Source organism: Microvirga sp. TS319 (genome assembly GCF_041276405.1).
Lineage (GTDB): Bacteria > Pseudomonadota > Alphaproteobacteria > Rhizobiales > Beijerinckiaceae > Microvirga.
Genome location: NZ_JBGGGT010000002.1, coordinates 844169 through 858497, shown reverse-complemented (window position 1 = coordinate 858497; position 14329 = coordinate 844169). Strand labels below are relative to the sequence as shown.

The following is a 14329-nucleotide window of genomic DNA, read 5'->3' as shown; positions in this document are numbered from 1 at the left end:
CGGGAAGCAACATCGGCCGAGGCGGGTGACTTAAAGGGTTCTGACGCGCTTGGCAAGCCTCCTTTCAAGAGATTTTGCACAAGCCGCGTTTTATTCCTGAGCGGTGGTCCGATCGGGGATCCGGATACGGAAACGGGTGTGGCCGCCGTTATCGTCAAGGCTGATCGTGCCGCCATGGAGCTGGATCAGCTCCGCGGCGATCGTCAGCCCCAGCCCCGTCCCTCCTTTCCGGGCAGAGCTCTGGAACGGCGTAAAGAGATCGGCCTTCAGCCGCTCCGGGATTCCGGGTCCGTTATCCTCGACCAGGATGGTAACGCTATTTCCCTCGCGCCTCGCCGTAACGTCGATGCATGGCTGCCCTCCGGAAGAGCCCGCCTGGCTCAAGGCCTGCACGGCGTTGCGGACGAGGTTCACGAGAACCCGCGAGAGCTGGTCCCGGTCGGCATCGATCATCACGTCCTCGGGCACGTGAGCATTGAACGCAATGCCGACCTCGGGAGCCAGATCCTTCAGATGCGAGAGCTCCGCGATGAGAGGCGCCAGCGGAATGAGCCGGCGCTGCGGCAAAGGCTCCGTCGCGCGGCCATAGGCTAGCGTCGTTTCACAGAAGGCAATGGCCCGGTCGAGGGTCGCGACAAGCCGGGGTGCGACCCGCTGGGCCGTCTCGTCGTTCACCCGGTCAAGCCGGTCCGTGAGCAGCTGAGCGGTCGTGAGCATATTGCGCAACTCATGATTGATCTTGCTGACCGCAAGGCCAAGCTGCGCGAGCCGCCGTTTCTGGCGAAGCTCATCCGCAAGCGTCGTTTCCATGCGTGCGAGGGCCTGCTCCGCCAGGCCGATTTCGTCGGCACGGTCCGACGGCTGAATGACCCGGGAGGCATCCTCCGGATTTCCGGAGAATTCCGCGATATTCCCGGTCAGCCGCCGCACGGGCCTCACGATCACCCATTGCAGGGTGAGATAGACAAGGCTTGCCGTAATGATCGAAATGAGAAGCGACACCAGAAGAATATTGCGCGAGAACTCGAGCATGGCGGCCCGCAAGGGGCGCTGATCGAGAATGATCTCGACGAACTCGACCCCCATGCCATGGCCGATCACCCGAATCGGCTTGTCGGCCGGATTGAACAGAACCGCGAAGGCATCCGTCACGAGGGTCGTCCAATTTGCATCGCGCAGGTCGATGCTCTTGCTGACCTCGGGCGGAACCTCGCTGATGGCGAGAAGGCTCCTGCGTCCGCCGCCGCGAAGGGCGATGGCCTGAGCCCCGACACCCTGCAGGAGGCGCATTTCGAGCTCTTCGGACAGGCTTTCTTCCGGCGCGGCATCCAGCACCATGGCCGCAATCTGGGCTGCGGCAATACGATCATGCAGCCAGGTTTGGCGAAAACTGGCGATGGAGGGCACATAAATCAGCACCTCCGCGATCATGACGAACAGAACGGTCAGCAGCAGCAGGCGGGCGGAGAGCCCGAATTGGCTCAAGATCCGCCACGTCAGTGAATGCGGCTGCTCGACGCTCATGCCCGCCTTGTCCTCAACGGCAGAGCATCCCAATGCTCCGCCGCGATCATAAATTCCGAGCCGGAGGCCTCAGAAACTCCACCCCGTGCTCTTCGTCAGATTGGAGGAGCGAGGTAGGGATAGACCAAGCCGGCGAGATCGCAAACCTTCAATCCTTTCATTATCGCCCGTAACCCACTGTCTTTGAAAGATCTCCGGATCGACCCCGGCGGCTCCGCCGCCTGACCGCGTCTCGAAGGCCTAGCGGGCCCGTGCCCCTTCACGGCTTCTTTCGGTCTCGCCAGTATCGGACGGCAAGAGGCGCCAGGGCCAGAATGCCCAGGATCGAAAGCGCCATGGTCAGTTCGGGCGTCAAAACGCTCCTGGCATCAAGGCCCATGGTGCAATCCGCCTGCCCACTCTCGAGACATTGCCGGTAGGCCTGTTCGTGACTGGCGATGACCTCGTCGAGACCTGAACCCGCAAAGGCAAAAGCGAAACAGGTCGGGAGCATACCGAGGTAAGTCGCCAGCACGTAGCTTTTCAGCCGCATGCCGAAGTAGGCGGCGGCCAGGTTGGTCAGCCAGAACGGTATGATCGGCATCAATCGCAGAAAAAGAAGATAGGAGAACGCCCGCTTCTGAAAGCCGGCGGCCAGGCTCCGAACCCTGGCGCTGGCCCGCTTCAGAAGCGGCCCGCCCAAGGAGGTCCGGGCAAGGGCGAAAATACAGGTCGCTCCCAGGGTGGCAGCCATGGAGGCCACGAGACTGCCCAGGGCCCAGCCGAACAGATATCCTCCGATGGTGGTCAGGAAGGCGGAAGCCGGCAGGGACAAGGAAACGGCGGCCACATAAACCGCCATATACAGCCCCAGCATGGCCAGCCGGTGCTCCGCCACGAGCTCTCGAAGCTGAGCCTGGTAGTGCAGGAAGGTGGCGAAGCTCAGGGACCGGTGCAGCCCCGTGGCAAAGGCCGTCACAATGGCGATCAGCAGCACCGCAAGAGACAGATAGCTCCCGAAATTGCGACGGGTGGGCGCTCCTTCTGCCATGACACTCCTATCCGCCACGCTTCCTCCGGTCTGGGCGCTCCTATATAGCGCTCCATAGATCCGAACCTACCGGGCCCCTCACGAAAGGCTCGGGCTGCCGGATTGCCGCAGAAGAGCCAGAGCAGCGTTGACTTTGCCCTTCTCTTCCGTCATAAGCCCGCGAGCTGACAGCGCTCTTCGTGGGCGCTGATCGTTTTTTCGAGACAGTTTCGGGGGCAACCCCTTACCTTACCAGACGGGCGCGAGCCTTCGAGCACCGCTGCCCCTTTCGACCGGAGATGTGCCGTGAAGAGGACGTATCAACCGAGCAAGCTGGTTCGCAAGCGCCGCCACGGCTTCCGTGCGCGCATGGCGACCAAGGGCGGCCGCAAGGTCATTGCCGCTCGCCGCGCCCATGGCCGCAAGCGCCTTTCGGCGTAAGCAGCCTTAAAGGACACCCGATGCGCGACGCTCGCGCACATGTGACCATCGGGCGTCTGACGAAAAGACCCGACTTCGTCGCGGCGGCCTCGGGCCGCCGCTTTCATACGGAGCGGATGACGGTGCAGGCCCGCCTGCGCCCACCTACGGATTCCAGCAGCTCGGCTCTTGGTCTTCGGATCGGCCTGACCGTTACGAAACGGGTTGGCCATGCGACCGAGCGCAATCGGATCAAGCGTCGGCTCCGAGCTGCCGTCCCTCTGGCAGGGCTGGACTACGCAACCATCAATGCGGATGTCGTCATCATCGGCCGGCGCGAGATTCTGACCGCGGATTACGACGTTCTCATCGACGATCTTCGGCGCGCTCTGCGGGTTGTCACCAAGCCGAAAAGCGCCCACATCTCTGATCGTCCCCTCCCCTCCTCACCTCATCCCAAAGGCGAGCGTCGCGGACATTCCCATGCGTGAAGAAAATAAAAACCTGATCGTTGCCATCGCCTTGTCACTGGCGGTTCTGCTGGGCTGGCAGTATTTCTTCGCCGCTCCCCAGGCTGAAAAGCAGCGCCAGGCGGCCCTCCAGCAGCAATCCACGCAGGTGAACCCCACCGCGCCCAATCCGCCTCCGAGCCCGAGCCAGGCCGGCGGCGCCTCGCCCACCGTGCCCGGTACTGTGCCGAGCACTCCGGTAGCTCCCACCATCATGTCCCGCGAGGCCGCGCTCGCCAGTACGAAGCGGGTGCCGATCGATACTCCGGCCATTGCGGGCTCGATCAACCTGCGCGGTGGCCGCATCGACGACGTGGCGCTGAAGAACTATCGCGAAACCGTCGACCCTAAGAGCGCGAACATCGTGCTCCTGTCGCCCGAGGGCTCGCAGAACCCGTATTATGCGGATTTCGGCTGGGTCGGCGCCCAGGCAGGGGGCCTGCCCAACGCCACGACCGAGTGGACGGCAGACCGCGATCGGCTCACCCCCTCCACACCCGTGACCCTGACCTGGGACAACGGCCAGGGCCTGGTCTTCCACCGCACGATCTCGGTGGACGACAAGTTCATGTTCACGGTCAAGAATTCCGTCGAGAACCGCGGCTCCGCGGCTGTCGCGCTGCAGCCCTATGGCCTCGTGTCGCGGCACGGCAGGCCCACGACCCTCGGCTATTATGTGCTGCACGAGGGCATGATCGGCGTTCTGGGCGACCACGGCCTCCAGGAGATCAAGTACGACACCCTGGACAAGGAGGCGCCCGTCGCAGGCTCGACCGTTTCCGAGAAGAAATGGGACAACGTGCAGGGGGGCTTCCTCGGCATTACCGACAAGTACTGGGCCGCGACCGTCATTCCCGACCAGGCGCAAACGTACCAGGGCGCCTTCACGTCCCAGCAGAGCCAGTCAGGCCGCACCTATCATGCGATCATGCAGGGCACGCCGCAGACGATCGAGCCCGGCAGCAATGCCGAGGCCACGCAGCGCTTCTTCGCAGGCGCCAAGGAGGTGGCGACGGTCGACGCCTACCAGAACTCGCTCGGCATCAAGAACTTCGATCTGGTGATCGACTGGGGCTGGTTCTACTTCATCACCAAGCCGCTGTTTAAGGTCCTGGACTTCTTCTACAAGCTGTTCGGCAATTTCGGCATCGCGATCCTGCTCGTGACGGTGATCCTGAAGATCTTTTTCTTCCCGCTCGCCAACAAGTCCTACGCCTCCATGGCCAAGATGAAGGCGGTTCAGCCGGAGATGGCCTCGATCCGCGAGCGCTATGCCGACGACAAGATGAAGCAGCAGCAGGCGCTGATGGAGCTTTACCGGAAGGAAAAGATCAATCCGGTCGCAGGCTGCTGGCCGGTGCTGATCCAGATCCCGGTGTTCTTCGCTCTCTACAAGGTGCTCTTCGTCACCATCGAGATGCGCCACGCGCCGTTCTTCGGCTGGATCCGCGACCTTGCGGCCCCCGACCCGACCTCCGTCTTCAACCTGTTCGGTCTGCTGCCCTACAACCCGGGGGCGGTGCCGGTGATCGGCCACTTCCTCATGCTCGGCGCTTGGCCGCTCTTCATGGGCGTCACCATGTGGCTCCAGATGAAGATGAACCCGGAGCCGCCGGACCCGGTGCAGAAGCAGGTCTTCTCGTGGATGCCGGTGATCTTTACCTTCATGCTCGGCTCGTTCCCGGCCGGTCTAGTGATCTACTGGGCCTGGAATAACCTGCTCTCCGTGACGCAGCAGGCCTTCATCATGAGGCGCAACGGCGTGAAGATCGAGCTGTGGGACAACCTGCGGAAGACCTTCAGTCGCCGGAGCAGTCCGGCCCGCAGCTAAAGATTGATGCATGTCAGACGATCATCCCCGGGCTCCGCCCCGGGGATTTTCTTTTTGGGCCCATGGCCCGGATCAACGGAGGAGCATCGCACCCCTGCGGCCCCGATCCCTAGTGCATCGTACGGACCCGGCGGGCCGCGCGAGCGAAAAGTGGACCCGGTATTCGCTGACGCGGCCCTTCGGGTCCGCTCAAACGATTCGTTGTCTCGGAGGGAGCATCGGACCGAATCCCAAAAGTGGATTCCACTTCCTGCGTCCGATGCTCCAGACAGGCAAAAATTCGTGCGAGCGCGAGACCTTCCGATCGGCTGCGCCATATCTTCAGGAGGAACCGGTCCCACGACGGTCTGGCCATGGAAGCGCGCAACCCCATGATCGAGCAGCATGTTTCGGAGCAGACTGCCCCGCGCGAGGTCGAGATGAAGCTCGAACTCGCTTCCGGACGCATGGACGATCTCCTCGATCATCCCCTGCTCGCTCGGGCCAAGCCGGCCCCGGATCGCAGCGGCACCCTGTTTGCCGTCTATTACGACACGGTTGATCATGCTCTGCGCCGGGCCAGGCTGTCTCTTCGGATCCGCAGCAGCAAAGGACATCAGGTCCAAACCATCAAGGCCGAGAACGGCGACAGCGGCCTTGCTCTCGACCGTGCGGAATGGGAACGCGACGTCGATGGTCGGCTCGATTTCGCCGCAGCGGCCGAGACCCCCCTCGCACCGTTCATCGGCGACATCGACGGCCGGAGGCTGATCCGGCCTGCATTTACGGTCGAAACGAACAGGCGCGTCTTCCTGATCGAGCACGCGGGAGCCGTGATCGAGCTGGCGCTCGATCAGGTCGTCGCGACCGCCGGCTCCCAAAACTCCTCCTTCTCGGAACTGGAGCTCGAACTCAAGGAGGGAAAGGCCTCCGGCCTCTTCGATCTCGCGGGTAAACTGGCCGAGGCGGCAGCCCTTCGCTTGTCGCTCACGACCAAATCCGAACGCGGCTACGCTCTGACCGGCGCCGCAGCCTCCCGCCCCTCGACCTCCGGAGAGATCGCGCTTTCGTCGTCTACGCCCTGCGCGGAAGCCTTCCAGAGGATCGCCCGCTCCTGCCTGTCGCAGATCGTCGGAAACGAAGCCCTGTTTCGTCGAACCCGAGATGCCTCGGCCCTTCATCAGACACGCGTCGGCTTCCGGCGGCTCAAAGCATGCCTGTCCTTGTTCAAGAGAATGCTGGGCAATCGGGAAACGGAGACGATCAAAGCGGAACTGCGGTGGGCAGGCCGCCAGCTCGGCCCGGCGCGCGATCTCGACGTCCTATTAGCAAATGTGCCGGCCACGAAGGTTCAGGACGTCCAGCTCGAGAGAATGAACGCCGAAAGGGCGAGAACGGAAGCCTATGACGCTTTGCTCGAGACCCTCGCCTCTCCCCGGTTCACGCGTGCCATCCTGAAGACGGCGGCGTGGATCGAGACAGGCCGATGGCTCACGCGCGGCAAGGCAGCGACGAGACGGCGCTCTATCGCGGACCACGCCGCCAAGGAGCTTCCCCGACGCTGGAAACCCATTCGAAAGGGGACGAAACGGCTCGCCGCCTTGGAACCGGACCGGCGGCACGGGGTGAGGATCAAGGCCAAGAAACTGCGCTACATCGCCGAGTTCCTTGAAAGCCTGTTCGGGCAGAACCCCGCGAAGAAACGCCACGCCTGGTGGCTCGCCCGGCTCAAGCGCCTCCAGGATGCGTTGGGCGAGATGAACGACATCGCCGTCGCCTCGGAGCGTTTCCCGGCCTTGTCTCGGTCCAATCCCAAGCAAAGAAAAACACGCGAGAAGAAGCTCCTTTCAAGGGCGGAAAAAACGGCCCGGAAACTTCGAAGGGCCGAACCGTTTTGGGTCTGAATCGCTTTCATACGGCCGGGCCGTCGGGGAAGAACGGGAATGATGCCTTGAAGAATGCGCCCCAACCCCCGATAAGAACCCCATGACCGACATGGACCCCCAAACCGACCCCTTCCTTGAGATTGGCCGCAAGCTCTTCGCGGGCGAGGCAGATTTCATCTGGGCTGCCAATTCCCTGAAGAACCTCCCGCCCATGAGCAAGGTGGAGATTGCCTTTGCCGGGCGCTCCAACGTGGGCAAATCGAGCCTCGTGAACGCCCTCACGGGGCGCAACACCCTGGCCCGCACCTCGCACACGCCCGGGCGCACGCAGCAGCTCAATTTCTTCAATATCGGCGACCGCCTCCACGTGGTGGATATGCCCGGCTACGGCTACGCGGCCGTGGACAAGGGGAAGGTGCATGCCTGGACGCAGCTGATCCATGACTATCTGCGGGGCCGTGCGAGCCTTGCTCGCGTCTTTGTGCTGATCGATGCCCGCCACGGCATCAAGCCCGTGGACGAGGGCGTCCTCGAGACCCTCGGTACCGCCGCCGTGTCCTACCAGGTCGTGCTGACCAAGGCGGACGAGCTGAAGAAGGACGAGCTCGAAAAGCGGATCGCCACGACGATGGAGCAGATCTCGAAGCGGGCGGCAGCCTTTCCCGAGATCCTGCCGACGTCGAGCCGTACGGGCTTCGGCATTCCCGAGCTGCGCGCAGGGATTGCCCGGCTGCTCGACGAAAGAGGTGCCCTGTGAACCTGGGAGCCCGCCTCCTGATCGTTCTGGCGGGCCTCTCCGGCGCCCTGGGCGTGGCCCTGTCAGCGGCGGCCGCCCACATCACGGGAGGCAACCTGACCACGGCTGCCCAGTTCCTCCTCTTCCATGCTCCGGCGCTGCTCGCCCTCGCGGCCCTGATCGCGACCGGGTCCGTCCATCCGACCATCGCCCAGGTTGCGGGCTATGTCCTTGTCCTGGGTCTTGCGCTGTTCTGTGGCGACCTTTCCCGGCGCGCCTTCGCGGGGATGGCCCTTTTCCCCAGGGCCGCGCCCACGGGCGGGGTCCTGCTGATGCTCGGCTGGCTTCTCGTGGCGCTGGCCGCCCTGCTCCGCTTGCGAGGCTGAAGCCCAGACCCGCATGCTCCTGCCGTCGAGGCGCTATGTGGCGCCGGAGCGCCAGGAACCCAAAAAGGGGGACCCAGTTTCGGGCGAATGGGTGCGCCACGCCAGGAAATCAGCATCGGAAGAAACCCGAAAGTGCATTCCACTTTGAGGCCCGATGCTCTAGAACGCAGGCCGTTCCGTCTTTATTCCATCCGCTGGAGCCGCCTATGTCCGATTCCAAACAGCTCCCCGACGTCCATGTCCAGGCCGAGGTGCTCGTGCAGGCCCTGCCGCACATGCAGCGCTACGATCAGCAGGTCGTCGTGATCAAGTACGGCGGCCATGCCATGGGCGACCGCGCCGCCGCCGAGGACTTCGCCGAGGACGTAGTCCTGCTCGAACAATCGGGCATCAAGCCCATCGTGGTTCATGGCGGCGGTCCTCAGATCGGCAAGATGCTGGAAAAGCTCGGGATCAAGTCCGAGTTCAAGGGCGGCCTGCGGGTGACGGACGAAGCTACGGTCGAGGTCGTCGAGATGGTGCTCGCAGGCTCCATCAACAAGCAGATCGTAGGGTGGATCGGCACCGAGGGCGGAAAGGCCGTGGGTCTGTCGGGCAAGGACGGCAACATGGTGATCGCCCGCAAGGCGACCCGCACCGCCGTGGACCCGGATTCCAATATCGAGAAGGTCGTGGACCTCGGCTTTGTCGGCGAGCCCGAGAAGGTGAACCGGGAGGTTCTGGACCAGGTGCTCAGCGCCGAGCTGATCCCGGTTCTCGCCCCTGTGGCGATCGGCCATGACGGCCAGACCTACAACGTCAATGCGGATACCTTCGCGGGAGCCATCGCCGGAGCGATGACGGCCAAGCGCCTTCTGCTGCTGACGGACGTTCCGGGCGTGCTGGACAAGAACAAGAACCTCATTCCGGAAATGACGATCGATGATTGCCGCCGTCTCATCGCCGATGGCACCATCACGGACGGCATGATCCCGAAGATCGAAACCTGCATCTACGCCCTCGAACGGGGCGTGGAAGCCGTGGTCATCCTCGACGGCAAGGTACCCCATGCGGTGCTTCTGGAGCTGTTCACGGACCACGGCGCGGGAACGCTGATCCGGCGGAGCTGAGCCCCCCTTCCCCTGTGCCCGTACCGTCACTATATTATCAGCAGTGGGGCCGCACGGCCCCATTGTCGTCTCTAGAGCATCGGACGCAAAAGTGGGTACCGGTTTTGCGTGAAAAGATGCTCAAAAACAGAAACTTACTGCATCGGATGTGGGTTCGACTTCACGTCCGATGCTCTAGAGCATCGGACGCGGGAAGTGGATTTGCACTTTTGGGATTCCATCCGATGCTCCCTTCTTAGAGGAGCGCATCGTTTGAGCGGAAAACCGGGTCCACTTTTCCGCACGATGCGCTAAGGACCCATGAACGCAAAACCGCCTGTCGAGAACCACCTGTCATCGCCTGAATCCCGCGCCTTCTCGCATGTGGACACGTGGGTCTTCGACCTCGACAATACGCTCTATCCGCACACCTCGCGGGTGTGGCCCCAGATCGACGAGCGCATTACCCTCTACGTTGCGGATCTGTTCGGCCTCGACGGCATCTCGTCGAAGGCACTGCAGAAGTATTTCTATCATAAATACGGGACAACCCTGCGGGCGCTGATCGACGAATACGATATCGACCCGCAGGACTTCCTGGATTTCGCGCACGATATCGATCACACCGACATCGAACTGAATGCCAGCCTGGGCGCCGCGATCGAGAAACTGCCGGGCCGCAAGCTGATCCTCACGAACGGTTCGCGCAAGCATGCCGAGAACGTGGCGAAGAAGATCGGCATCCTCGACCATTTCGAGGACGTCTTCGATATTGCCGCGTCGAACTTCGTGCCCAAGCCTGAGCGGCGCGCCTATGAGAGCTTCCTCGACAAGCATGGCGTCGAACCCTCACGTTCGGCCATGTTCGAAGATATTGCCAAGAATCTCACGGTTCCGCACGAACTCGGCATGACCACGACCTTGATCGTGCCGAAAACGATCGACCCATTCCGAGAGAGTTTCGAACAGGAAGCGGTCAAGACCCCGGAGATCGACTACATCACCAACGATCTTGCGGAGTTTTTACGGCAATATGCTTTGCTCCTGAAATAAACCGCCTATTCCGCGAAATATGAAAATGGCCTCCCGAAGGAGGCCATTTTGCATTTGACCGGGAAGACCTTACGCCGCGCGCGTGTTGACCTTGCTCTCGGCAATGCGGTTGAGCTTCTGATCGGTAGCTTTCTCCTGATCGAGAATCTGATGCAGAACGCCGGCGCAATCATCGCGACCGAGCTGCTTGGCCCAAGCGACAAGCGTCCCATAGCGGGTGATCTCGTAGTGCTCGACGGCCTGAGCGGCTGCGAGCAGCGCAGCATCGAGAACCTGCGGATCGTCGATGTCGCCCGCGATGTCCTGCGCCTCGTCGATGATGCCGTCGATGGCCGGGCAGGTCACGCCCTTGGGATCCTGTCCGTGCATGCGGAAAACCTGTTCGACCATCTGAATCTGCTGCTGGGTCTCGCCCAGATGCGTCTGAAAAGCCTGCTTCAGCTGGGGGTCCGAAGCCTGCTCGATCATGTCCGGCAGCGCCTTCGTGATCTGCTGCTCGGCATAATAAATGTCTTGAAGGGTATGAACGAAGAGATCGTCCAGCGACTTGATGTCTTTCGACAGAAGGCCCATAGCGCTTCATCCTTCTCGTGTTGTGATCTCATGGAATATGCAAGCGCCAGTATCCGCCTGGCGCGTCGGCTAGAACTGGAAGAACGTCGCCGGGGAAAGGCGGTTCCGGGCTACTCGACGATCCGAAGATCCCGCCCGTTCAGCCGCAGCAGCTCTGCGCGAGCCGTCGCATCGTCGTCCTCGAATTCCAGAGTCTCGATCCGCTCGCCGCGCCGCGTGATCTTTTCCGTGGAAACCCGGATCTGGGCCACATCCTCCTGCGCCTGCCGGAAATGGGCGTCGAGCTTGGCCACGCGGTTGTCGAGCCGGCCCACGTCTTCGAGCAATTTCTGAACCTCGACCTGAATCACGCGCGCCTCCTCCCGGATGCGGGCATCACGCACGAGCGCCTGCATGACCTGGATGGCAAGCGTCAGGAGCGACGGAGAGACGATGACGACGCGCGCTCGATGGGCCTTCTGGATCACGTCGTCGAAATGCTCGGCGAGATCCGCATAGATCGACTCCGCCGGAACGAACAGCATGGCGATGTCCTGGGTCTCGCCGGGGATGAGATACTTCTCGGCGATGTCCTTTACGTGCACGAGCATGTCGCTGCGCACCTTTGCGGCGGCGCGGACCCGCGCCTCCTCGCCCTTCGCGTCGCGGAACGACGTAAACCCTTCGAGCGGAAACTTGGCATCGATCACGAGGCCGCGCGCGTCTCCGGGAAGCCGCACGAGGCAATCCGGGCGCGTGCGGTTGGAGAGCGTTGCCTGAAACGCGAAAGCGCTGGCAGGAAGCCCGTCTCGGATGATGGCCTCCATCCGCCCCTGGCCATAGGCGCCCCGGCTCTGCTTGTTGGAGAGAATATCCTTCAGGCCGACGAGCTCGCCGGTCAGATTGCTGAGGTTCTGCTGCGCCACGTCGATCACCGCGAGCCGCTCATTGAGCTTCGACAGGTTCTCGCTCTGGTGGCGCGTCGAGGCCTCGAGCCCCTGCCCGACCCGGTGCTGCAACCCGTCGATTCGCTCCGAGATCACGCGGACGAAGTCGCTCTGGCGGGATCCGAAGACCTCCGCCATGGTCCGCATCCGCCCGGTCATCTCCGCCTGAATGCGGGTGAGCTCGGCGACCTTGTCGTCCATCTCCCGGGCCCGCTCCTCCGCGACCGCAGCCTCCACGGCCTTCTCCCGGCGCGTCCGCAGGAGCAGCACCGTGACGAGGGTCAGGAGCAGCAGGCTCGATGCCGCCATGCCGGCCACGAGATGTCCCCAGGTCAGGGCGTGGGCGCCGAGGATCAGGACGATATCGTTCATGGTCACGCTTTCGATTGACGGCGGCATCCGAACATATCACGAACGATTTGACCATCCACTTGCAAGCCCTTATTTCCCGCAATCATGAGCATCAAACCCCTTGTCATTCTTCCCGATTCCAAGCTCCGCCTGATTTCCGAGCCCGTTAAGGAAATCACGAAGGAGATCCGCCAGCTGACCGAGGATATGCTGGAGACCATGTACGACGCCCCTGGCGTCGGCCTGGCCGCGATCCAGATCGGCGTGCCGTTGAGGATCGTGACGATGGACATCTCTAAATCGGAGGACGAACGGGAGCCCATGGTGCTGCTCAACCCGGAGATCATCTGGGCCTCGGAGGAGACGCGGGCCTATGAGGAAGGCTGCCTGTCGATCCCGGAATATTACGAGGAGGTGGAGCGGCCGGACCGGGTGCGCTTCCGCTACATGAACCTCAAAGGCGATATCATCGAGCAGGCCGCCGACGGCCTCATGGCGACCTGCGTGCAGCACGAAATCGATCACCTGAACGGCGTTCTCTTCATCGACTATCTGTCAAAGCTCAAGCGGGACAGGGTGATGACCAAATTCAAGAAGGCTGCCAAGCGCGAGGCCGGAGCATGAGCCTGCGCGTCGTCTTCATGGGCACCCCGGATTTCGCGGTGCCCACATTGGCCGAAATCGTCGGGCAGGGCCACGAGGTCGTCGCGGTCTATACCCGCGAGCCGGCGGCGGCCGGTCGCGGGATGGAGCTGAAGCTCTCCCCCGTGCACCGGATGGCGGAGCGGTTCGGCCTCCCCGTCTTCACGCCCAAGAGCCTGCGCGCCGAAGAAGCGGCCGAAACCTTCCGCAGCCTCGAGGCCGATGTGGCCGTGGTGGTGGCCTACGGCATGATCCTGCCGAAGGCGATCCTGGAGGCGCCGGAACTCGGCTGCCTCAACCTTCACGCCTCACTCCTCCCCCGCTGGCGCGGTGCGGCTCCGATCCAGCGTGCGATCATGGCGGGTGACAGGGAAACGGGCGTCGCCGTCATGAAGATGGAAGAGGGCCTCGATACCGGTCCCGTCGCCATGGTCGAGAAGGTGGCGATCGGACCCGACATGACCGCTGGGGAACTCCACGACCGGCTCATGGTTCTCGGCGCCGACCTGATGGTCCGCGCCCTTGCGGCCCTCTCGCGCGGAGGCCTGGGCTTCACGCCGCAGCCTGAAGAGGGCGTGACTTACGCTCACAAGCTCAAGAACGACGACGCCCGCATCGACTGGACGCGGTCCGGGCAGGCCGTGCACGATCAGATCCGGGGCCTGTCCCCCTTTCCGGGAGCCTTCTTCGCGGCCGATTTCGGCAAGGGCGACGAGCGCGTGAAAGTCCTCAAGGCCGCGCAGGGGAAAGGCTCCGGCGCGGCGGGGACGCTTCTCGACGGCGACGGTACCGTCTCGTGCGGAGACGGGGCTGTGCGCCTGGTCCAGGTCCAGCGAGCCGGCAAGGGACCCGTCGCTTTCGAAGAGTTCCTTCGAGGAGTGAGGATCGCCCCGGGCGCCCGCTTTTCGTAAGGTGTGATCATGGAGATCCGCGTGGAGGACACCGCCGATTGGCCCGCGGCCCATGCCATCCACAAGGCGGCCTTCCAGCGAACGTCCGAAGCCGAACTCGTGCGGCGCATGCGAGATGACGGGGATCTGATCCTGTCCCTGACGGCACATGCCGACAGGCCCGCCGGTCACGTCGCCTTTTCACGTCTGGTGCTTCGTGACAACCTTACCCTGGCCGGTTGCGCGCTGGCCCCGCTGGCCGTCATCCCTGAACTCCAGGGCCAAGGAATCGGTTCAGCGCTCGTCCGGGAGGGACTCGAGAGGCTTGCGGAGGACGGATACGATCTCGTCGTGGTGCTCGGCGAGCCGGATTACTATCGACGGTTCGGTTTCACGCCCGCTCTGGCGAGCCGGTTGAAAACTCCCTATGACGGGCCTTATCTCCAGGCCCTTGCCCTGTCCGAGAAGGGGAAACAGGCCCATGGTCCGGTATCCTATGCCCGGGCCTTTGCAGAATTGAAGTGAC

15 protein-coding genes are annotated in these 14329 nt (G+C 63.0%); 11 read left to right on the top strand and 4 right to left on the bottom strand.

Annotated elements, in window-relative coordinates; all coding sequences use genetic code 11:
- Positions 1-90: 90 nt before the first annotated feature.
- Together AB8841_RS13370 and AB8841_RS13365 are read right to left on the bottom strand one after the other, a co-directional pair.
- A complete protein-coding gene (locus AB8841_RS13370) occupies positions 91-1524 on the bottom strand; it encodes a PAS domain-containing sensor histidine kinase (protein ID WP_370436325.1) in 1434 nt (477 codons plus the stop codon).
- Positions 1525-1783: 259 nt separating this feature from the next.
- Positions 1784-2554: a TVP38/TMEM64 family protein gene (locus tag AB8841_RS13365; protein WP_370436324.1), complete on the bottom strand. Its 771-nt coding sequence runs from the start codon at positions 2552-2554 to the stop codon at positions 1784-1786.
- 285 nt (positions 2555-2839) lie between these two features.
- Between AB8841_RS13365 and rpmH the strand changes: the two genes are divergently transcribed.
- From rpmH to AB8841_RS13325, 8 genes are all read left to right on the top strand, one after another.
- The gene (rpmH, locus tag AB8841_RS13360) at positions 2840-2974 is read left to right on the top strand and encodes a 50S ribosomal protein L34 (RefSeq protein ID WP_027314822.1); all 135 of its coding nucleotides are present in this window, start codon (positions 2840-2842) and stop codon (positions 2972-2974) included.
- A gap of 20 nt (positions 2975-2994) precedes the next feature.
- Positions 2995-3444, top strand: coding sequence for a ribonuclease P protein component (rnpA, locus tag AB8841_RS13355; RefSeq protein WP_370436323.1), 450 nt, complete (start codon positions 2995-2997; stop codon positions 3442-3444).
- On the top strand, positions 3437-5293 hold the full coding sequence (gene yidC / locus AB8841_RS13350) for a membrane protein insertase YidC (RefSeq protein ID WP_370436322.1): 1857 nt from the start codon (positions 3437-3439) through the stop codon (positions 5291-5293). Before rnpA ends, yidC begins: the two co-directional genes overlap by 8 nt.
- A gap of 353 nt (positions 5294-5646) precedes the next feature.
- On the top strand, positions 5647-7176 hold the full coding sequence (locus tag AB8841_RS13345) for a CHAD domain-containing protein (protein ID WP_370436321.1): 1530 nt from the start codon (positions 5647-5649) through the stop codon (positions 7174-7176).
- Between the two features lie 82 nt (positions 7177-7258).
- Positions 7259-7915, top strand: a complete 657-nt coding sequence (gene yihA / locus AB8841_RS13340) for a ribosome biogenesis GTP-binding protein YihA/YsxC (RefSeq protein WP_370436320.1) — start codon at positions 7259-7261, stop codon at positions 7913-7915.
- On the top strand, positions 7912-8280 hold the full coding sequence (locus AB8841_RS13335; RefSeq protein ID WP_370436319.1) for a DUF423 domain-containing protein: 369 nt from the start codon (positions 7912-7914) through the stop codon (positions 8278-8280). The genes yihA and AB8841_RS13335 overlap by 4 nt, the downstream gene beginning before the upstream one ends.
- A 206-nt stretch (positions 8281-8486) precedes the next feature.
- Positions 8487-9389, top strand: coding sequence for an acetylglutamate kinase (gene argB, locus AB8841_RS13330; RefSeq protein ID WP_370436318.1), 903 nt, complete (start codon positions 8487-8489; stop codon positions 9387-9389).
- Positions 9390-9689: 300 nt separating this feature from the next.
- Positions 9690-10421: a pyrimidine 5'-nucleotidase gene (locus tag AB8841_RS13325; protein WP_370436317.1), complete on the top strand. Its 732-nt coding sequence runs from the start codon at positions 9690-9692 to the stop codon at positions 10419-10421.
- 69 nt (positions 10422-10490) lie between these two features.
- Here AB8841_RS13325 and AB8841_RS13320 read toward each other — a convergent pair whose 3' ends face one another.
- Together AB8841_RS13320 and AB8841_RS13315 are read right to left on the bottom strand one after the other, a co-directional pair.
- Positions 10491-10994, bottom strand: a complete 504-nt coding sequence (locus AB8841_RS13320; RefSeq protein WP_370436316.1) for a ferritin-like domain-containing protein — start codon at positions 10992-10994, stop codon at positions 10491-10493.
- 110 nt (positions 10995-11104) lie between these two features.
- Positions 11105-12292: a DNA recombination protein RmuC gene (locus tag AB8841_RS13315; protein WP_370436315.1), complete on the bottom strand. Its 1188-nt coding sequence runs from the start codon at positions 12290-12292 to the stop codon at positions 11105-11107.
- A gap of 84 nt (positions 12293-12376) precedes the next feature.
- On the opposite strand from AB8841_RS13315, the gene def reads away from it, so the two are divergent.
- Genes def through AB8841_RS13300 form a run of 3 tightly spaced genes read left to right on the top strand, consistent with a single transcriptional unit; the run spans position 12377 to position 14328 of the window.
- Positions 12377-12895: a peptide deformylase gene (gene def / locus AB8841_RS13310; protein WP_370436314.1), complete on the top strand. Its 519-nt coding sequence runs from the start codon at positions 12377-12379 to the stop codon at positions 12893-12895.
- Entirely contained in the window at positions 12892-13824 is a 933-nt protein-coding gene (fmt, locus tag AB8841_RS13305) for a methionyl-tRNA formyltransferase (protein WP_370436313.1), read from the top strand. Before def ends, fmt begins: the two co-directional genes overlap by 4 nt.
- A gap of 9 nt (positions 13825-13833) precedes the next feature.
- Positions 13834-14328: a GNAT family N-acetyltransferase gene (locus AB8841_RS13300; protein ID WP_370436312.1), complete on the top strand. Its 495-nt coding sequence runs from the start codon at positions 13834-13836 to the stop codon at positions 14326-14328.
- Position 14329: the final 1 nt, after the last annotated feature.